Origin of the sequence: Croceicoccus hydrothermalis, assembly GCF_022378335.1 — a bacterium.
Lineage (GTDB): Bacteria > Pseudomonadota > Alphaproteobacteria > Sphingomonadales > Sphingomonadaceae > Croceicoccus > Croceicoccus hydrothermalis.
On sequence record NZ_JAIQCI010000028.1, the window covers coordinates 1 to 18,115 of the forward strand.

27 protein-coding genes are annotated in these 18,115 nt (G+C 63.2%); 5 read left to right on the forward strand and 22 right to left on the reverse strand.

What is annotated here, in order from left to right:
* Nucleotides 1-305: 305 nt before the first annotated feature.
* The 9 genes from K4G67_RS14055 to K4G67_RS14095 all read right to left on the reverse strand — a co-directional run bounded on the left by K4G67_RS14055 (nucleotide 306) and on the right by K4G67_RS14095 (nucleotide 5,631).
* A complete protein-coding gene (locus K4G67_RS14055) occupies nucleotides 306-611 on the reverse strand; it encodes a type II toxin-antitoxin system HicB family antitoxin (protein ID WP_239806957.1) in 306 nt (101 codons plus the stop codon).
* Between the two features lie 762 nt (nucleotides 612-1,373).
* Entirely contained in the window at nucleotides 1,374-1,583 is a 210-nt protein-coding gene (locus K4G67_RS14060; protein ID WP_239806958.1) for a helix-turn-helix transcriptional regulator, read from the reverse strand.
* 214 nt (nucleotides 1,584-1,797) lie between these two features.
* Nucleotides 1,798-2,034 (reverse strand): DUF2312 domain-containing protein, encoded by a 237-nt coding sequence (locus tag K4G67_RS14065; protein ID WP_239806959.1) that lies wholly within the window; start codon nucleotides 2,032-2,034, stop codon nucleotides 1,798-1,800.
* Between the two features lie 2 nt (nucleotides 2,035-2,036).
* Nucleotides 2,037-2,510 (reverse strand): helix-turn-helix domain-containing protein, encoded by a 474-nt coding sequence (locus tag K4G67_RS14070; RefSeq protein WP_239806960.1) that lies wholly within the window; start codon nucleotides 2,508-2,510, stop codon nucleotides 2,037-2,039.
* 111 nt (nucleotides 2,511-2,621) lie between these two features.
* The gene (locus K4G67_RS14075; RefSeq protein ID WP_239806961.1) at nucleotides 2,622-2,930 is read right to left on the reverse strand and encodes an Ogr/Delta-like zinc finger protein; all 309 of its coding nucleotides are present in this window, start codon (nucleotides 2,928-2,930) and stop codon (nucleotides 2,622-2,624) included.
* Nucleotides 2,927-3,379 carry a hypothetical protein gene (locus K4G67_RS14080; protein WP_239806962.1) on the reverse strand — a complete coding sequence of 151 codons (453 nt, stop codon included), beginning with the start codon at nucleotides 3,377-3,379 and terminating at the stop codon, nucleotides 2,927-2,929. Before K4G67_RS14080 ends, K4G67_RS14075 begins: the two co-directional genes overlap by 4 nt.
* A 1-nt stretch (nucleotide 3,380) precedes the next feature.
* Nucleotides 3,381-3,686, reverse strand: coding sequence for a hypothetical protein (locus tag K4G67_RS14085; RefSeq protein WP_239806983.1), 306 nt, complete (start codon nucleotides 3,684-3,686; stop codon nucleotides 3,381-3,383).
* Nucleotides 3,611-4,753 (reverse strand): phage tail protein I, encoded by a 1,143-nt coding sequence (locus K4G67_RS14090; RefSeq protein WP_239806963.1) that lies wholly within the window; start codon nucleotides 4,751-4,753, stop codon nucleotides 3,611-3,613. Before K4G67_RS14090 ends, K4G67_RS14085 begins: the two co-directional genes overlap by 76 nt.
* Nucleotides 4,750-5,631, reverse strand: a complete 882-nt coding sequence (locus K4G67_RS14095; RefSeq protein WP_239806964.1) for a baseplate assembly protein — start codon at nucleotides 5,629-5,631, stop codon at nucleotides 4,750-4,752. The genes K4G67_RS14090 and K4G67_RS14095 overlap by 4 nt, the downstream gene beginning before the upstream one ends.
* A gap of 201 nt (nucleotides 5,632-5,832) precedes the next feature.
* Between K4G67_RS14095 and K4G67_RS14100 the strand changes: the two genes are divergently transcribed.
* On the forward strand, nucleotides 5,833-6,099 hold the full coding sequence (locus tag K4G67_RS14100) for a hypothetical protein (RefSeq protein WP_239806965.1): 267 nt from the start codon (nucleotides 5,833-5,835) through the stop codon (nucleotides 6,097-6,099).
* Between the two features lie 142 nt (nucleotides 6,100-6,241).
* On the opposite strand, the gene K4G67_RS14105 is transcribed toward K4G67_RS14100, so the two are convergent.
* The 10 genes from K4G67_RS14105 to K4G67_RS14150 form a co-directional block, all read right to left on the reverse strand.
* Nucleotides 6,242-6,709 (reverse strand): phage virion morphogenesis protein, encoded by a 468-nt coding sequence (locus K4G67_RS14105; RefSeq protein ID WP_239806966.1) that lies wholly within the window; start codon nucleotides 6,707-6,709, stop codon nucleotides 6,242-6,244.
* The gene (locus K4G67_RS14110; RefSeq protein ID WP_239806967.1) at nucleotides 6,706-7,188 is read right to left on the reverse strand and encodes a phage tail protein; all 483 of its coding nucleotides are present in this window, start codon (nucleotides 7,186-7,188) and stop codon (nucleotides 6,706-6,708) included. Before K4G67_RS14110 ends, K4G67_RS14105 begins: the two co-directional genes overlap by 4 nt.
* A gap of 3 nt (nucleotides 7,189-7,191) precedes the next feature.
* Nucleotides 7,192-7,737, reverse strand: a complete 546-nt coding sequence (locus tag K4G67_RS14115) for a hypothetical protein (RefSeq protein WP_239806968.1) — start codon at nucleotides 7,735-7,737, stop codon at nucleotides 7,192-7,194.
* A gap of 26 nt (nucleotides 7,738-7,763) precedes the next feature.
* Entirely contained in the window at nucleotides 7,764-8,216 is a 453-nt protein-coding gene (locus K4G67_RS14120; protein WP_239806969.1) for a D-Ala-D-Ala carboxypeptidase family metallohydrolase, read from the reverse strand.
* Between the two features lie 3 nt (nucleotides 8,217-8,219).
* On the reverse strand, nucleotides 8,220-8,639 hold the full coding sequence (locus K4G67_RS14125) for a hypothetical protein (protein ID WP_239806970.1): 420 nt from the start codon (nucleotides 8,637-8,639) through the stop codon (nucleotides 8,220-8,222).
* A gap of 7 nt (nucleotides 8,640-8,646) precedes the next feature.
* The gene (locus K4G67_RS14130; RefSeq protein ID WP_239806971.1) at nucleotides 8,647-8,856 is read right to left on the reverse strand and encodes a tail protein X; all 210 of its coding nucleotides are present in this window, start codon (nucleotides 8,854-8,856) and stop codon (nucleotides 8,647-8,649) included.
* A gap of 64 nt (nucleotides 8,857-8,920) precedes the next feature.
* Entirely contained in the window at nucleotides 8,921-9,403 is a 483-nt protein-coding gene (locus tag K4G67_RS14135) for a head completion/stabilization protein (RefSeq protein ID WP_239806972.1), read from the reverse strand.
* Nucleotides 9,404-9,555: 152 nt separating this feature from the next.
* On the reverse strand, nucleotides 9,556-10,326 hold the full coding sequence (gene gpM / locus K4G67_RS14140; RefSeq protein ID WP_239806973.1) for a phage terminase small subunit: 771 nt from the start codon (nucleotides 10,324-10,326) through the stop codon (nucleotides 9,556-9,558).
* Nucleotides 10,327-10,397: 71 nt separating this feature from the next.
* On the reverse strand, nucleotides 10,398-11,513 hold the full coding sequence (locus K4G67_RS14145; protein WP_239806974.1) for a phage major capsid protein, P2 family: 1,116 nt from the start codon (nucleotides 11,511-11,513) through the stop codon (nucleotides 10,398-10,400).
* 87 nt (nucleotides 11,514-11,600) lie between these two features.
* Nucleotides 11,601-12,467 (reverse strand): GPO family capsid scaffolding protein, encoded by an 867-nt coding sequence (locus K4G67_RS14150; protein ID WP_239806975.1) that lies wholly within the window; start codon nucleotides 12,465-12,467, stop codon nucleotides 11,601-11,603.
* Between the two features lie 220 nt (nucleotides 12,468-12,687).
* Here K4G67_RS14150 and K4G67_RS14155 point away from each other — a divergent pair, with 220 nt between their 5' ends.
* Genes K4G67_RS14155 through K4G67_RS14165 form a run of 3 tightly spaced genes read left to right on the forward strand, consistent with a single transcriptional unit; the run spans nucleotide 12,688 to nucleotide 15,460 of the window.
* Complete coding sequence (locus K4G67_RS14155; protein ID WP_239806976.1) at nucleotides 12,688-13,938, forward strand: terminase large subunit domain-containing protein; 1,251 nt, start codon at nucleotides 12,688-12,690, stop codon at nucleotides 13,936-13,938.
* Complete coding sequence (locus K4G67_RS14160) at nucleotides 13,878-14,417, forward strand: phage terminase large subunit family protein (protein ID WP_239806977.1); 540 nt, start codon at nucleotides 13,878-13,880, stop codon at nucleotides 14,415-14,417. The genes K4G67_RS14155 and K4G67_RS14160 overlap by 61 nt, the downstream gene beginning before the upstream one ends.
* Nucleotides 14,417-15,460, forward strand: a complete 1,044-nt coding sequence (locus tag K4G67_RS14165; RefSeq protein WP_239806978.1) for a phage portal protein — start codon at nucleotides 14,417-14,419, stop codon at nucleotides 15,458-15,460. Before K4G67_RS14160 ends, K4G67_RS14165 begins: the two co-directional genes overlap by 1 nt.
* Before the next feature lie 28 nt (nucleotides 15,461-15,488).
* Here K4G67_RS14165 and K4G67_RS14170 read toward each other — a convergent pair whose 3' ends face one another.
* Both K4G67_RS14170 and K4G67_RS14175 read right to left on the reverse strand, forming a co-directional pair.
* A complete protein-coding gene (locus tag K4G67_RS14170) occupies nucleotides 15,489-15,773 on the reverse strand; it encodes a hypothetical protein (RefSeq protein WP_239806979.1) in 285 nt (94 codons plus the stop codon).
* Nucleotides 15,774-15,834: 61 nt separating this feature from the next.
* Complete coding sequence (locus tag K4G67_RS14175; protein ID WP_239806980.1) at nucleotides 15,835-16,425, reverse strand: MarR family winged helix-turn-helix transcriptional regulator; 591 nt, start codon at nucleotides 16,423-16,425, stop codon at nucleotides 15,835-15,837.
* 690 nt (nucleotides 16,426-17,115) lie between these two features.
* Between K4G67_RS14175 and K4G67_RS14180 the strand changes: the two genes are divergently transcribed.
* Nucleotides 17,116-17,934, forward strand: coding sequence for a DNA adenine methylase (locus K4G67_RS14180; RefSeq protein ID WP_420830045.1), 819 nt, complete (start codon nucleotides 17,116-17,118; stop codon nucleotides 17,932-17,934).
* A gap of 9 nt (nucleotides 17,935-17,943) precedes the next feature.
* Here the strand turns inward: K4G67_RS14180 and K4G67_RS14185 are convergent.
* Nucleotides 17,944-18,115: transposase (locus K4G67_RS14185; RefSeq protein WP_239806982.1), on the reverse strand; the 172-nt coding region annotated here is incomplete at its 5' end.

The following is an 18,115-nucleotide window of genomic DNA, read 5'->3' on the forward strand; positions in this document are numbered from 1 at the left end:
CGCCAAACGCAACGCCGCCGCAAAGCGCATCATCACAAAATAGGGCGTGTAGCTATCGCGCCGCGGTCCTCACCGGATGGATACGATATACCTCGGTCAGTTACGACTTCTAAGCCGTCCTGGGTCGGGCTCGACGCGAAAGAAATGTTGCCAAATCGCAAATATCGCGTCGTCCCGGTTCGGGTTGGCCCAACAGGACGGATGTCTTTCCTGCATCATGATCGAAAGCAGGGGCGGCAGGCCGATCCGCGAGTCAGCGGCGCAAGGGGGCGATCATACGCTTTGTTCGGAGCGGGCCTCGTCGATCACCGCGAACGGGGCGGCATCGATTGAGGTGTTGGTTTGCAAGGGGGGAGGTCCCGCCGGACGAACGGGATGGGCATGAGAAACGCCCCGGCGGGCAATTGCCCGGTCATGGTTTCCTTGAGCCGCTCAGGCGAGCGCGGCTCGGTTTCAGGTGCATCGTCGAACCATAGCGCAAGCGCTTCACGCGCATGCCGGATAACATCGCACAGCTCCCCGGCGGCCGAGAAGCAGCCCGGCAGGTCGGGAAATTCGACGCCATAGGCGCTGTTCCTGCCTTTGTGCACGATGGCGTAAAAGTGCTTCATCGATTGGACTCCGTTGCCTGGTGGTTCAACGCCATCCGCCGATGTCCGCTATGCCGCGCACGGTGGCCAGGCGCACATCACTTTCCGCGTGTGTAATTATGACAGAGGCGCATGCTTTGTAAAACCTGTGTTACGAACCATTCGCGTCAATCCGTCAAACCCTGTCGACGCAGTTACCTTTGGCTGCGGAGTGACCCATCGCAAAGCACGGCCTGCGCTCGTTCGCGTTCATACAAGCTGTGCGACGGGGAAGGATTGTTCCTGCTCGTCGTGCCGAACGGTCACCGCACCTGACAATGGCGCACGCTGGTCGCAGCAGGAAGCGCTTTGCATACACAAGGCGACTATCCCGAAATGACACTGACTGATGCGCGGATACGGGCGCGCTTTTTAAACGAACGCTCGGGGCTGACACCTTGGGACAGTCGGCTGATGTCAAGTTTCAGCACAATCCAGCCGGCTGATCGCCGCCCATGCCGACGGCGTGATGGCAAGCCTGCCCCGCGAATCCCGGCCGATCTCTCCGCCCGATCTAAACGAGACCGCCAAACTGTTCGCGCTCACCTGCTCTTGTATGCACTTCCATGCACCATCAGACAGCGCAAAAACGGCAGAAACGCAAGGTTCCTACCCGAAATTGCACGTCGATGAAAAGAGATAGTGGCTCCCCGAGTAGAACGCAGACTGCATGCCTAAGGTCCTGTTATACAAAGTGAATAAGGTTTTTGATTGTTGGTCGGACCCCCATCGGAACCCCCAAAATCAATCGTGGGAAACTTCCAGTGCACAGCGCTTCCAATCGTCGATTTCGCGTTCGATCCACGCGACTCGCCCGCTTCCGATTTTACGGGGCGAGGGGAAGTCTCCGGCTTTGATCCTTCGGCGGATCGTCCATCGGCTGAGCGAAGTTTCCTTCTCGACGTCGTCGATTTTAAGGAAGCGGCCGATCGGCCGTTCGGCGTGTTCGTTCATTGTCCGAACCTTTCGGAAAGGCCGCGGCGGCGCTTTTCAGTCGCGATGACGTCGCTCGCGGAATGGAGGGAGATCGCCCACGCCTTTGCGAGGCGGTCGGCGGCGTGTGAGGCGTGAAGCTGCTCGGTTGGCCAGGCCGCGACGACGTCGGCGGCGGCACGTTTGGCGCGGGCTTGGATGGCTGGGTCGATGGGGCGGGGTTTGACCCGTGCCATCAATCGATGCCCAGCGCGGCTTTGTAGGTTTCGAGAACCATGTCCATTTCGCGGCGGTCGTCGGCTTTCATCCGGCGCAGGCGGACGATTTCGCGCATGATCTTTACGTCGTAGCCGGTGGCCTTCGCCTCGGCGTAGACGCCCTTGATATCCTCGGCGATGCCGCGCTTTTCTTCCTCCAGCCTTTCGATGCGTTCGATCAGCAGGCGGAGCCGGTCGTCGGTTGTTTCGGGCATGGTCAGTCCTTTTCGGTGTGGGTGCAGGCGGTGCACAGGTCGGTTTTGTCGTCCGGAAAATCACAAAGCCCGTCCTTGTCGGCGCAGGCGTGATCCCAGGTGCAGCCGCATCCGGTGCAGATGCGCGGGGAGGGAAGGTCGGGCGATGGGTTCTGCGCAAAGCCGACCAGGGCGAGGTAGATCGCCATGTCGAGATCAAGCAGCTCGGCCATTTGCGCGACACGGCGGCGGTGGATCCCGCTGCTCGATTGTTCGATCGCGCGGAATTCATCCTGCAGCGGTTGGCGGTCATCGGGTGTTGCGGCGACGGCGCGGGCGAGGTCGGGGATCGACCATCCCGCCTTGTGCCGGCGCAGGCGGACATAGGTGCCAGGCGACATGCGGTCGGCGGTGGCGGCGTCCGCCACGCGGGCGGCCTGCGCCATTGGCCCGGCGGGCAGGCGGGGAGGGTTGGGTTCAGGCTTCGTCAGATACATCGTCGTCTTCTCCGGACAGCAGGAAGGGTTCGCGAAAGCGGCGGCTTTTGCGGTTGGTGGGATCATGGGGAGCGGGCGGGTGCCTGCTCCGGGCGGGCTATGGCGCCGGGCTTAGAGCCGGAGCGACATGTCGCCGGTTCGTTCGTCGTCGTTCGCGGGGCGCGGTGACGGCGCGGGGAGGCGTGCATGATTGTCGTTGTCGGCACGCCGGCGGGGCGGGGCGTTGCGCAGGTGAACCCCGGGGTCGGGCATCGCGCTGGGCGAGATGGTGTGCGTGACGGTTAGCTCTGCCGCGAAGGTGTGCCCGCAATCGATATTCGTGCAGGCGAGGTGCAATTGCCGGTACATGCGGGTGATGGCCCGGCTCGTGCGCACCTGCGCGGCGCAGCGGCAATGGGGGCAGGCGATCGAGGCTTTCATTGGGCGGTTCCTTCTTCGGTGCGGAGAGCGTGCTCGCTTTTCAGCCGGGTACGAATAGCGGTGAGGGTGCGGGTCTTTGCCTCGATCGCTTCCTCGATCTCGCGAATGGCGGTGAGGTAATCGGTCTGGCTCGCGGCCGGGCTGGCGGCAGCGATGGCGGCGGATATCGCCTCGCCCCCTTCCTTCGCCGCGCTGGCGACAGCCTCGGCAATCGCCTCCGCCGACCCCATCGAATTCGACAGGGCGGATTTCAACCGGGTTGCATAGCATTCGAGGAACGGCGCACCTCGCCCGCCGGTGGCGGCGGCCTTGAACCCTGCAAACTTGCGTTCCGGCGTGACCGCATCGGCCACGATATGGTCGAACGAGCTCTGCGCGAAATCCTGCAGATTGTTGTAATCGGCGGGATCGTTGTCCATCCCGTCCTGGAAGATCGTGCAGCGTTCCATGTTAGACCTTTCTGAGCTGGCCGAAGGTGAAGTCGCCGAAGCGCAGGTCGCTGGCGAAGGCGGCGCGGCGATGATTGGTGGTGTCGAGGCGGATCGTGTCTCGCAGCGCCTTGGAGACGCCGACCGCCTCGATTGCCTTGTGAAGCGCGGTCATATCCGCCGCCTTGCGAAAGCCGGCGCGGTGCCAGCGGCCCGAACGGCGGCGGGGGCGGTGCATGGGCACGGCCATCTTCAGCTCGGCCGAGAAGGGATCGATGCCGAAGCGGCCGGATCCGTGCCAGGAGAGGGTGCGGCCCCGCGCGCCCATGCGGTGGGCTGCATGGAGGGCGTGCGGCCCCGCGCGCCCATGCGGCGGGCTGCATGGAGGGCGATGCGGTCATAGAGGAACAACGGCGCGGCGCTACGCATCAGGAAGCCGGCGCGGCCGTGATGCTGCCGCCCGAAGAAGGCGCGCGGCGCGGGCGCGATGCGGGGCTGCGCGATGCGTTGCGGGCGCACATCGACCGGAGCCATGCCGCGCGTGGCGGCCAGTGCCTGCGCATCGGCGTCAGCGCGAATGGTGACGATGCCGAGTTCGGCGCGGCTATGGGCTAGGAATCCCGTCCCATGCCCTTTGCCATGCCAGCTGCGGCGTGAGCGCGCGTTGGCCAGAAAGAAGCGCGTGACCGTGCCGCCTTCGATATCGGCGAAGGCGATGTCCTGTTCCACGCCGCGATCGTGGAAGGTGGCGCGGCGGCCGTGGAGCTTCGGCCCGCGCGAAGTGCGGTGAAAGGCGACGGGCTTTGCCGGAGCATCGGTGGAATGCGCTACGCCGGAAAGCCCGCCCAGCGCCGCACCGTTGCCGGTACCGATCACGAGAGCGACCTCGGCAAAGCTGCCCCCGCCGTGAAATTGCCGCCGGGCGCCCGGCCCGGTGCAAAACCCGTGCGCAGGACGCGCGATGGTGCGGGTGGCGAACGGGTAGAGCCGGATCTGCGGCAGATCGTCGCGCCATGCCTGCCGCTGCGCATCGCTCATCGCGCCGCGCAGAAAGCCGCGTGCCGGCGGGCGGATTGCGCGCACCAGCTTTACATCGACGAGATCGAGATGGGCGCGAATGCCGGCGAGCGTCGTCTTGCCGCGATGCAGGGCGAGCGCGTTGCGGCAGACATTGCGCTTCTTTGCCTCGGGCCACTCATCGTCCCACAGGTCGATCGAATAATGCCAGGCGAGGAAGCCGAGATAATCCGCCGGGCAGCGATCCGGATCCATGACGTCGCGGACGAGATGGACAGGCAGCGCGGCGCGCGCGGCGGTTGCATCCTCGAACGCGCGTTCGAAGCCGCCCGCGTTCGGCGGCAGCAGCGGGCCGGCTATCTGGGCCGTACCTATCACGCCCCATCGACCGTGATAGTGAGCGAGCGCAAAGAGGCCGCGCCGGCATCGCCGGGGGCGATATCGGCCAGCGTGCAGCTGGCATGTTCGACGCCGCCGACGCTGGCCACCGCGGCGAGCTGCTGTGCATAGACGATGCGGCCGATGGCGTGACGGCGCAAAGCATAGGCACGCACCGCGCGTTCCGCCTCGTGTTTTACCAGCGCCGGATCGGGTCCACGGGCGATGGTGAGGCGGATGTCCGCATCATAGGGCACGATGCTCGCGCCGCGCACCGATACGATATCGGTAAGCTGCACCGCGTCGTCCTCGGCAAAGGCGGCGGCAACATCGGCGACGGTGGCGGCGGGCACGTCGCCGTCGCCGTCACGGCCGAGCAGAATGATATCGACGCGCCCGCCGTCGCGATTGATGGCGGCGACGTCCTTCAGCGTGGGCGCGATGGCGAGCGCGCGCGCGAGAGAGAAGCCGCCGGTGACGCCGGCATGGGGCAGCGCCTCGGGCGCAAGCTGGATACGGGCGCGCAGCTCGTCATCGCTCTCCATGACTGCTGGTTCGGTCGGCGTGGCGGCGGAAAGCATGCGGCGAGAGACGCCTAGCAGGGCGCCGATCTGGTCGAGATTGCCGCCGCGCGCATAGGCCAGCATGGTAGAGCGCGCGGCATCGTCAATCGCGTGGCGGGTGAGCAACTCTCGCCATGCCACCACCTGCAGCATTTTGACCGCAGGGTCACTGTCGACCGGCGTGTCGAGCTGCGGCCAGCGCGCCTGCAGATCAGCGATTGCGTCGCCGAGGATCGCCTCGAAATCCTGCGCCGCCAGCGTGTCGGGCGCGGGCAGGGCGGACAGGTCGAGCGCGGAAGATGGCGAGGCGGGCATGGCCGCCAGCTATCGCGCACGGATGGCAGGGGCGGCGAGCGGCTGTTGTTGTAGGGGGACGGTTTACAACAAGGCTTTTCCGCGCATTTTTGCTTCCGGTTGTGGACTCAATTCTCGAAGCGATAGGGGGTGCCTTAAAGCTTTTTTAACTATTTCCCTTCATTTTTTAACCATCTCGAAACGAATAGAAGGACCACTATCTTGCACGCGCGTTTAGCTTCCCAAGCGGATAAACTTGCAAGGCTCAGTCTCTCCGATCCGGGCGACATCGGAATTGTGCAGGCATATATGTCCGATTTGGAATATTTGAGGAAGTGCGAGGTTTTAGCGCCAACCGAATCGGCGCTAGGTTTACCGTTCGCCAGTGTCGAACTTTCTCAAATGGCGGAAAATCTTAAGATGGCTTTTCCCGTTTCCTTCGATAATGATCTGGACGAATTGGCTCTGCGACTATGCAAAAGCAATTAGGTATCTGGCCATTCTCGTCTAGACATCACCGAGGCGCTTTGCGTTGCTGAGGTCATAAATTGTTGACGAAACTCGGTTGCCCTGAATCGCTTGCCCCGGATGGGCAACTAACTTCGTAAGCGACCTCTCTGACCGAGTTCGTTCAATCGCGATCGAGCCAGGCAAGTAGCTTATCGGTCATGCCATCAATGTCATCGTTGTTGAAACCGAGCAGCTGTCGGCGGGGATAGCGGGTGCGGATCGTGTCACCGGCCTTCGTTTTGCCAACATAGCTGTTGCGACCGAAATGATGGTCGCTGGAGATGCGATTGGAGCCGCCGCGGAAACGGAGCTCAACACCTTCGTTGGACGGTTTGATCGTCATGTGGCGGGCGTAGCGCAGCCGTCGGAACATCTTGCGCCGCCGCAGTCGTTTGTCGCCACGATCCTTGCGCGGTTCCATGGCGCCGCCGTCCGGTTCTTCGTTCGCGGCGATACGGGCGAGGTTCGATCGGCGCAGCTGCTGCCCGATCTTGCGCGCGACGAGCCGGCGGCGAGCCGGCGATATGTCGGCCAGCATGTCATCGAAGAAGCGGCCGAGGTCGTCCAGGCCGCGGCCGGCGTCGATCATGGTAACAGGCCTGCGCCGCCGAGGGTGATCGCATCAAGCGCGGTTTCGCGTGGGACGCCATCGAATGGCGGGTCGATATCGGGTTCGTTGCGATAGGACATGGTGCCATCGGCGGCGATGTCGACCGCCTCGTCCAGCGCGATCGTGATGGCGATGTCGGCCTTGTCGTCGTCGAGGATATCAACCTCGAAGCTGAAAGCTTCATCGCCGGCGGTGTGATTCTGCAGCCGTTCGGGCTGTGTGGTGCGGATCCATTCGAGCACGGTGGCGGCGAGACGGTTGGGATCGCCGGCGAAGTCGAGCAGCACGGCGTTCACGGTATAGCGCCATTCGAAGCCGGTGGTCCGATGCGTGCCGCCTGGCCCTGCGCGTCCGGCAATGCGGCCCTTGTCGATATAGATCGACAGCGCCTGCGGATCGCGGGTCAGATCAGGGAAGGCGGTGGTGAGCGCCGCGCGCAGGGCATCGTGTTTGCGCATCGCTTATCGCATCGCCTCGAGCGAGATTGCCCAATCGCGGGCGGCTTCGGCGCGCAGCGTGTTCGACGTGCAGATCCGCACGTCGGCGGCACTTACGACGACCATATCGCCATCAGCTTCGCGATCGGGCGCATCCAACTGGGCCGGTCGACCGGTTGTTTCAGCGTGTCCGGAGCCTCGATCGCCGGCGGGGGTAAAGGTTCCGCCGGGTGGACAGTCAGCGGCTTTGGCCCGCACGCGGTGAGCAGCAATGTAGCGATCGGCAGCAGCCATCGCTTCATCAGTTTGGGCTTGGGCATTGTCATCGATCCTTTTGGCCATGTCACGATAGGCAGTTTCGGCGCGGGCATGTTCGGCGCGGGCGCGGGCATCAGCCTCGTCTTGGGCGGCGGCAATGTCTTTCAGCTCTTGCGAGAGGCGTTGCGCTTTTGGCCGCCAGCCTTCGACCGCGATCGGGCCGACGCGCAGGCCACCCAGCTGCACGCTTTGATACGCGGCGATGCCGATGGCGATGGCGAGCAGCAGGCCGGTCAGGCCGACGCGGGCCATGATACGAGCGAAAAGGGGCGGCAGCGTCATGCCACCAGCCCCTTCCAATATTTGCGGCGGGAATAGGTCAGCACCGAATGGCGGGCGCGATCGGGGCGATAGCTGCAATGGGTCCAGCCCGAATTCGGATCGCCGCGGACGTAGTTTTCGAGGATCAGCTGATCGAAGCGCAAATTGTCGCGGATCCATGTCGCGACGGTGAGGTTCGAGACGCCGGGGATTTCGAAGTCGGCGGCCTGCCCTTTGCAATGCTGCGACCGGGCCGAGGAGCCAACCGCGCGGCTGAGCGCGGGGGAGCGATAGCCGCTGGTGATGCGCACCGGGCGGCCGAACTGTTCGCGCACGGGTTCGAGTACCGCATGGCACAGATGGCCCATCGCCTCGATGTGATCGAGGGTCGGGCCGTTGGCAATGCCGAGGCGGCGCGCGGTGGCGCTGTTCGTGAATTCGGTGAGGCTGAAGTGGGGCGAAAGCTTCATGGGTCAGGCCTCCTGCTGTGCCGGTTGGGCATCGTCGGTGAAGTTATAGGGCGGGATGCCGGTCATGCGCGCGTCGCGCAGGATGCCGGGGAACTCCTCGCCCAGCAGCACCTGCACATGCGCGAGCTCGGGCGCGGCCGGTTCGTCGCGGGCGATTTTCGAGACCAGCAAGTGGATGGCGGTCCGCTGTTTGCTGACCGTTTCCATGATCTTTCGCATCTGCTCGCCCATGCGCGCGACTTCGGCCTCGAGCACGCGGATCCGGCTGTCGCGCATTTCCTCGAACGCCTTTTCGCGCGCGTCGAGTTCGGCGCCGCGCTTGTCGATGCGGCTCGTCAGCTGTTTCCAGGCAAAGCGCAGACCGCCGCCGATCAGGCCGAGGACCGAAAGCGCGGTGAAGCCGGTGAAGAATTCCTGTGTCATCGTTCGGTCAATCCCAAAGCTGGACGAGTTTGATGGTCGGCGCGGTGGCGGGCGGCGTATCGGGGAGGTCGATTGGCGTGCCCGCCGGCAGCACCGGCCCGAGAGCGGCGAGATCGGGATTGCGGGCGAGCACGGCGGGCACCGACCGTTCGCTGCCCAGCTCTCGCCAGCAGACGAGGTCGACCGTGTCGCGCTGGATCGAATGGACCCGCATCATCGCAAAAGGCGTTCGATGACGACGCCAGCGATAAAAGTCAGGATGGAATAAAGGAGAACGGTCATCAAATCAGCTCGACTGCGGTGCGGGCGACGCCGATGATGTCGCGGATTGCGTGGGTGGCGTTGCGGCGCAGTTCGTCCGCCGCGGTGACCTCGTCATCGATGCGGCTGTGGCCGTCGGCCGTGGCGCTGACGTCATGGTGCGTTTCGGCAAGATCGGCCGCGGCCGTGCAGAACACCGCCCTGCGATAGAGTAGGACCGAGGCGGGTTCGCCATCGATCATGTCGGCATCGATCGCTGCGAGCGTGGTGGCGCCGGCGAGAACATGCGCGAGCTTCCACATGCGCAGTTCGCGGCGGACATGGACCATTGCCCCTCGCGGGGCATCGCGGACTCGCTCATCGGTAATAGTGCTGCGGCCAAATTTCATCGCTTCGCGGAAGCTGGCGATGGACACGCCCGGCCAGAATGCATCGCCCGCGACCAGGTCGACGCCTGCGAGCGGCACCGGATCGGTTGGCGGGCGGGCGACGAAGCCGGACATGGTGCTCCTTTCGAGCGATCAAAGTTTTCGGGGGTGGGGAAGCGCGAGAGGATGCGGTTTGGCAGGCGAGCCTGCTCCGTCCTTCGTCTTCCGCCCCCGAGCGCCGTGGGGCGAGGTCGATGCGGCCAGTGGTCAAGTGCCGGCCGCGAAGTTCAGTCGTCGTTCGCGGCAGCCAGCTTCGCGGCCTCGCGCGTCCGTTGTTCGATCAGTTTCTTGACGCCCGACTTGTCATCGAGCGCGAGAGCGCGGCGCGCGTGGCGCAGCGCAAAATCCAGTGCGGCCTTCTTGCCGCCCGCCGGGCCGTCGCCAGCGGTGTCATCGGCCTCGGCCGCATCGGCGGCGCGCAGCGTTGCGACCGCGATCGCCTTGTGCAGCTTCGCCCGTGCCTGGTCCGGCATATCCTCGTCCTCGGTCAGCTCGGCGATTTCGAGAAGTGTGCGCGTGTCGGGCATGGCGGCGCTATCGCTCGCCATGGCGCGCAGCGCGGTCTCGGCAAATTCCTCGGCGATCATGCAGCCCAGCGTGCGTTCGAAGCGCGAGGGCAGTTCCATGCCGTGGCGCAGGACGCAGCGCGCGCGGGGCAGGGCGCGGGTCTCGTCGGCGGTGTCGATCGCCCAGATCATCGTCTGCACGAGGATGCGGTCGCTCTGCACCAGCTGGCCCTTGTCCTCGGCTTCGCGCGCGGCGGTCAGCACACCTTCGGCCCAGTCGTCATATTTGGGCAGCAGCTCGGCCTTGCGCGCGATCTTCGTCTCGATCGACTGCATGTCCTTCAGCCCGCGCAGATCCTCGCCCAGCTCGGCGAGCCGGATCTGGTAATCGCTTTCGGCGCGTTCGGGGCGGCGCGGTGCAGCCTTGGCAGCGGGGGCCGCACGCTTTTGCGCCATGGTCCGGGCGCGGTGTCGCATCGCGAGGCTGGTCATCGAAGGGCGGTCCTGTTGGAAAGGGTGGCCCGGCCCGGATCAAGGCCGGGCCGGGGTGTCAGCGGTCGGGGTTACGCCGGATCGCGGGCCGGGGCGGCGCCGATCACGATATTCTCGACCAGCACGGCGAGCTCGTAATCCTCGACGACGTAATCCTCGTTCACGCTTTCGTAGTTGGCGATGCGATCGTACTCGCTCTCGTCTTTCAGCTGCCGGCGGCGCGTGCCTTCCTGGATATAGATGGCGAGGTTATCGAGCCGGGTGATGAGGATGCCATCGGCCGGGAAGAACGGCACGCGCACGGCGGGAAGCCCGCCGATCTGCTTGTTCGAGCGGATGATGCGATCGGCCGCTTCGACCTCGGTCGCGGTCGCGCCGGCGTTCTGGACGATGTTGAAGTACTTGTCGTCGGCCAGGTCATGGCCGACGATGACGACGAGATCGGTGTCGCCGCGGTGCCATTCGGGCAGCAGCCGCTTTGCATCGAGGACCAGCGCTTCGAGCGAGGAATAATCCGCCGCCGCATCGACCGCATTGTCGAGGCTGGCATCGTAGAGTTCGGCGCCCGCCTTGACGTAAATGGCCTTGCGATCGGGATCATCGCTGCCGTCGCTGTGTACCGAGAGCGAGCCGTCCGACAGCACCATTTCCGGCGCGCGGTTGCGGATCTTGTGCAGCCAGCCTTCGTTGACATCCTGAAGCATCGGGTTCGCCACGCGATCGGTTTCGGGGGCGGCATGGGTGCCGTGCCAACCGATCATGATCCGATCGCGGCCCTGCTGCTTCAGGATCGCATCGCGCAGCTTCGTTTCGAAGTCGGGACGGTGGCGCCATGCGTCCATCGCCGCATAGCTGCGCGCCCAGTCGAAATTCGTCTGGCGGCAATGGTAATTGTTGCGCTCCTCATTGCCGGTCGGATCGGTGGGGTTGCGGCGATTGCCGCCGGCGGTGTTGGTGCGCCCGGCGATGGTGCGGGTGGCCTCAAGACCGATGGTCTGGCCGACCTGCTGGCTGACGGGCACCATGTTGATTGCGCTCAGGAACTCGGACGATTCCTTCATCCGCTCTTCGAGCTTCTGCTCGATCGAGGGATCGACGGCGAAGCGGACGGTGGCGTCGGGTACCGAGTTCAGCAGCGCGATCTGGCTGACATAGGCGGTAAAGAGGGCACGGGTTTCGTTGCGCATGGGGGCGGTCCTTTGATGCCGTTCCGGCCGGGGGGCGGTTTACAGGCGGGGCAGTTCAGTTGACGGGCTGGGTGTTCCGGTTGACGATCAGCAGTCGGTGCGGGCGAAGTTCGCGTTCTGGCCGCTGGCGAGCTGGCGCTGCGGGCTGCTCTTGTCGGTGTTTTCGACCGACGCTTTCAGCGCATCATGATCGCTGCGCAGCTGGTTGAAGCTAGCGGTGATATCCTTGCCCTGCTGTTCGACCGCGGCGGCGAGCTTGTTCATGCCGCTCGCGAGCGCGTTGAAGGCGGCGATATTGTCGTTCGCGGGTTCGGGAACTTCCGACTCTTCCTTTTCCTTCGGCGCGGGTTGTCCGGCGAAGAACTGCTTCATCGACGCGAACAAGCCTTTTGCCTCGGCGAGCAGCGCCGTCGTTTCAGTCGGTTCGCCGTCAACAAAACCCAGCCCCTCAACCTCATGCGCGGCTGAGAAGAAATTGCCCTTCTCGACCTTGCGCTCGGCAAACGGGTTGGTCGATGCCTTGGCGGCGAATTGCATGACCTCTGTGCCCAGCGGCGCTGGGCTGTCGGTCACGGCTAGACCCTGCAGATAGGCCTTGCCGGTGCCGGCGAAGTTGGGATTGAGCTCGACCGAACTGAACAGCTTCTGCCCCTTGCCATTCAGTTCGATCAGCGTGTCGAGCGCATCGACCTGGGCGAACAGGCCGAGCTTCGTCTCGGTCTTGCCGCCCAGCTGGATCTCGACATCGCGGGTTTCGAGCGCGACGACGTCACCATAGGCATTGAAGGGCGCGTCGGCGGAAAAGCCGCGGATGTGTTCCATGTTGATCCGCGCCGTGTAGGTTTTCGGATCGTAGGTCTCGGCCATTTCTTCCAGCGCGCTGCGATCAAGCGTGCGACCATCGCAGGTGGCGCCTTCGACGGCGATGCAGAAGAATTTCGAACGCTTGGGCATGATGGTCGCGAGCTCCGTTGTCAGGTCAGCTTCGGCGCCCCGAGGGGAGGGGCAGGGCGCCGAAGCTCGGGATCGGCAGGCGGGCACGCGCCTTGCCGAATTCATCGGCCCCGAAAGGGCACCGAAGCGGGCCGCGGTTCAAGCGGGGGCTGTTGTATCCTCGGCCCGTTACAACAAGAGAGGCGCGCACGGTCGACAGACCTGCGCTTAGTTGCCGCCCATGTTGCTCGCCCCTCTCGATCGACCCGCCTATGCCGACGTGCGCCGTGAGGCGCGCTCGCTCTATTGGCGTGGGTGGGGCATCACCGACATCGTCGACGAGCTGGAACGGCTCGGGGTGCGCGGCGAGGATGGCAAGCCGGTTCCGCGCCCGACGATCGCCAGCTGGGCCAAGCGCGAGAAGTGGAAGGAAGCGCCGCCGCTCCGCGCTGCGGAGGAATCGGTCCTGGTCCGGTACCAGATGCTGGTCGCCAAAGACGAGAAGAGCGGGAAGGACTTCAAGGAGATCGACCTGCTCGGCCGCCAGATCGAGCGGTTCGAACGATGCCGGCGTTATCGCGACAGCGGGAACGAGGCCGATCTCAATCCCAAGGTCGCCAATCGCAATGCCGGGCCGAAGAAGGCGAAGCGGCCGAACCTGATCGATGCCGACATGGCCGCGCAGCTGAAAGCCGCGTTCGAAGAGGAATGCTTCGGGTACCAGGGCACATGGTGGGCCAATGCCAACCAGCGCACCCGGTTCATCCAGAAAAGCCGCCAGATCGGCGCGACCTGGTATTTCGCGCGCGAGGCGCTGATCGATGCGCTCGAGACCGGGCGCAACCAGATCTTTTTGTCGGCCTCGCGCCGGCAGGCCGAGATCTTCCGCCGCTATATCATTGAGTTCGTGTTCCGCGTCACCGGCATCACGCTGAAAGGCGAGCACGTGCTGCTCGACCGCGGCGATGACGAGGACGGCAAGCCGCTGGAACGGCCGACGCTGTTCTTCCTCGGCGCGAACTACCGCACCGCGCAGGGCGAGCACGGTAATTTCTATTACGACGAATGCTTCTGGGCGCAGGATTTCGAACGCATCGACGAAGTCGCCAGCGGCATGGCGAGCCAGAAGCGCTACCGCGAGACGTATTTCTCGACGCCCTCGAGCACCGGGCATGGCGCCTATCGCAAATGGTCGGGCGAATGGTTCAACGAGGGCAAGCCCAAGAAGGACTGGACGAAGATCGAGGCCTATTCGGCCGACGATCTGCGAGACGGCGTGCTGTGCGCCGATGGGATCTGGCGGCAGCGCGTCACGATCGAGGATGCGGCGGGGCGTTCCCGATGGCGCTTCTCAACCGTTGCCGCGTCGATGCCGACGACAAATGGCGCGATTTCGATCCCTATGGCCTGCGCCCGTTCGGCGATGGCGAGGTGGCGATCGGTTACGATCCGCAGGAAAGCGCGCAGGGCGATGATGCCGCGCTCGTCGTGATTGCCCTCCCGATGAAGATGGGCGCGCCGTTCCGCGTTCTCGACAAGCGGCGGCTGCGCGGTGATTTCGAGCTGCAGGCCGCCGCGATCGAGGACATGATGGGCCGCTATAACGTGGTGGACATCGGCATCGACACGACCGGCGTCGGCGCCGCGGTGCTGCAGCTGATCCGGCCGAAGTTTCCGGCAGCGCGCGGCATCCAGTATTCCGCCCAGGTGAAGAACCTCATGGTGCTGAAGGCGAAGAACGTGATCCGCGCCGGCCGGCTCGAGTTCGATGCGGGCGATAAGGACATCACCGCCAGCTTCCTGTCGATCCGGCCGCAGCTTACGAAATCGGGGCAGCAGTTGACCTATGTCGCATCCCGCAGCGAGGACACCGGCCATGCCGATGTCGCGTCGGCGGTCATGCACGTCCTCTTCAACGAACCGCTCGACGGCGATGCCGCGGGCCAGAAATCCACGATGGAGATTTTTTGATGGCGCAGCCTGTCACGATTTACGATGCGCAGGGCCAGGCGATGGAGCGGGCGGCCGCCATTGATGGGGACGGCAAGGGCGGTGTCACCGCGTTCAGCTTCGGTGAGCCGGAGCCGGTGCTCGATCGTTCCAGCATGCTCGGCTATATCGAAAGCGTTACGAATGGCCGGTGGTACGTGCCGCCGGTGTCGCAATGCGGCCTTGCGCGGGCATTCGACATGCCGGGGCCGCATGCGAGCTGTATCCGACTGAAGGTCAACCTGCTGGTGAAGCACTTCGTGCCCTCACGCTGGCTTGACCGGGCGAACTTTCGCAAATGGGCGCTCGACTTCCTCAGCCTTGGCAATGGTTATCTCGAGCTGCGCGACAATCTCGCCGGGCGGCCGATGCAGCTGCGCCATGCGCTGGCGCGCTACATGCGGCGCGGCGTCGACGAGGGGCACTTCTTCTTCGTTCCGGGGTGGCAACAGGAACATGCGTTCGAGCCGGGGCACGTTCATCAGCTGCTGCAGGAGCATCCCGCGCAGGAGATCTATGGCGTGCCGGAATTCTTCGGGGCGCTGCAGGCCGGGCTCCTCGGCGAGGCCGCGACCCTGTTCCGGCGGCGCTACTATCTCAACGGCAGCCATGCGGGCTTCATCTTCTACGCCTCGGGCGCGGGGATGAGCAACGAGGACGCCGACCAGGTGCGTGAGGCGCTTCGTCAGTCAAAGGGACCGGGCAATTTCCGCAACCTGTTCCTGCATGCGCCGGCGGGCGGCAAAGACGATGTGAAGATCATCCCAATCAGCGAGGTCGCCGCGAAGGACGAGTTCCTCAATGTCAAGCGCGTGAGCCGCGACGAAATGCTGGCCGCGCATCGCACCCCGCCGCAGCTCGTCGCCATCATTCCCGAAAACAATGGCGGGTTCGGCGATGTGCAGAAGGCGCTCGACGTCTTCATGCTCAATGAGATCGAGCCGCTCATGTCGCGCATGATGGAGGTGAACGACTGGCTCGGGCAAAGGGCGGTGGAGTTCATGCCGTATGCGCAGAACGATTAGTTTGAGTCTATTCGCGGAAAGAAACCGCTTAACTTATCTGGCGCAAATGTTTTTCGGCGTTTGTGACCACTTTGGCAAAACGGCGCGTTGACCAAGCGCGGGGAATAGATCCCAACTTGCCGCTGACCGCGCTCTCAATTTCCTGCAAATCTTCACGGGTCATAAGATTTTTCGTAATGAGGGCTCTCATAAGCTTATCGAGGGTTGCTGCTAGAACATGCAACTCTTCCCGTTCAGCAGACTGCTCATTGCTGTCAATATCGACGTTGCCTTTCCCCTGCTGGGTTGTTGGAAATTGCCAATCAATCCCCACGTGGCGAACTCACCGTTAATATGATCGAGCCGATTTAGACAGGAGTTTGCTAAATTGCTGGCTATGCGTTGGGCTTCATCGCACAGATTTTCTGGGGCAGTTCGGGGAAGCGTGGAGGCTCGAAACGAACAATGCTCGACCGATTAGCCTTGCGCTCTCCGGTAAATAGCGACGTCATTGCTTCCCCAAATTCCTGCAGGTATATTTCGATTTTTTGGCGAGCAGCGGGATTGAGTCGTACCATCTTCAATCGCTGATCATGGGCCGAAGCCGTACGGCGAATAGCGCCATGCTCCTCCAGTACGGACAGCCATCGTAGGCCAGTCGTAGCGGATGTGCAGGCACGGGATATCGCGACCTTCGTTGATACCTGATTGTGGCCTTTCAAAGATTCGTTGTAGAGCCCGAGTAAAATGTCCCACCCGGCTTCGCCATATCTCGTGACCGGAAAAATCTGTTCGCGCCGTTCGCGCCACGCTTGCATCAATAGTCCGATTGTTTGCATATCGGGCGTTCGTACGGGACTTGTTTGTCGGATAGCTTCGGGATGAAGCGCGATCACGGAGCTATCGGTTTCCTCAATTAATCCAGCGACAAGCTTTTCAATTTGACGCAAGCGGGTCATTTTTGAATCGAAAGGTGAACTCGTCATTTCGGATCAGCTCCTGCGATAGCGCCGTTTTGCAATCGTTCCTATCTTCTCGCGATTAAGCCCTAATTCAGCTTGGTTAACAAAAGGTTAATACGCGCGCAAGGTTCCGTTGGGCTACTCGCTGTTTGGTCCTTTGGCGGACTTACCAGTGCGCCAAGCTCGAGCGAAATGAAGATCGCGCAGGCTTTCTATTGAACTGTGAAGTAAGGCTGTGGGGCGGGCTATCCCCAAGATTTCGAGCTCATCCATCCTACCCAAAATGTTCTCGAGATCGGATATAATCCTGCATATTTCGTCGTTTGGAGACATTCGACCGCCTTACGAGTGGTAAAATGTGACGGATAACGAAAGTTCGATGAGCCACCACACTCGTGTAACATCTGTTTAATTTCCGAACACAAACAAATGCAGTCCGACGAATCTTGAGCTCTCACTGCGTCGACCGTCTTCGCGCCTGCGGCCTGCGCACAGTCGTAGGTTTGATGGCGTTAAAGCCCTATGAACAACAAGAGCTTATTGAATGTCTCATCTTGGCAGCGCAAAAACCAGACGACCCGCCTTATGGCGGGGGAAGGGCGCAGCCACGCCCAGTCCGACGATAGATACCATCGCCATGTCCCTCTCGGTCCCGCCAAGGGATCATCCCGCCTGCCGACTCGGCGCGGGAACATATATGGAACAAAAGCAATTGTGTCGAATCTCGTTCAACCCCTCCTTCCCATCGATCCGGTGCGGCCCGCTGCGCCCTATATCGGCGGCAAGCGCAACCTCGCAAAGCGGCTCGTTCCGCTGATCGGGTCCATCCCGCACACGACCTATGCCGAGGTGTTCGTCGGCATGGGCGGCGTGTTCTTTCGCCGGACCGAACGGCCGCGGGTCGGGGTCATCAATGACTGGTCCGAGGATGTCAGCACGTTCTTTCGCGTGCTGCAGCACCATTACGTTCCCTTCACCGAGATGATCCGCTGGCAGATTTCAAGCCGCGCCAATTTCGAAAAGCTGGTGGCGCAGGATCCGGCGACGCTCACCGACCTGCAACGATCGGCGCGCTTCCTCTATATCCAGCGCCTGGCATTCGGGGGGAAGGTTGCGGGGCGTCACTATGGCGTCAATCCAACCGGCGCGGGCCGGTTCGACGTAACGAAGCTTGGCCCCATGCTCGAGGCGATCCACGAGCGGCTTGCCGGCGTCGTGATCGAGCGGCTCGACTGGAGCGCGTTCATCGCCCGCTATGATCGGCCGAGCACGCTGTTCTATCTCGACCCGCCATATTTCGGCAGCGAGGGGGATTACGGCGCCGATATGTTCGACCGCGGGCAGTTCGAGCGCATGGCCGAGCAGCTGCGCGGCTTGCGCGGATCGTTCGTCCTGTCGATCAACGATCATGCCGAGGTTCGCCGGATCTTTGCCGGATTCGAGATGCGGCAGGAGGATGTGCGTTATACGATCGCGGGCAATGACAATGGGCGAACGTTCGGCGAACTGATCATCACGGGCGGGGCCGCTTAGGCTCAGGACTCATTGCGGCAGCCAGAAGATGACGGTTGCGGCGATGCAGATGGCGGACATGAAGGTGTGGGCGCAACGGTCGTAGCGGGTGTGGATACGGCGCCAGTCCTTGAGCTTGCCGAACATGTTCTCGACCTTGTGACGCTGACGGTAGAGGGCGGTGTCGTGCGGGATGGGCGCT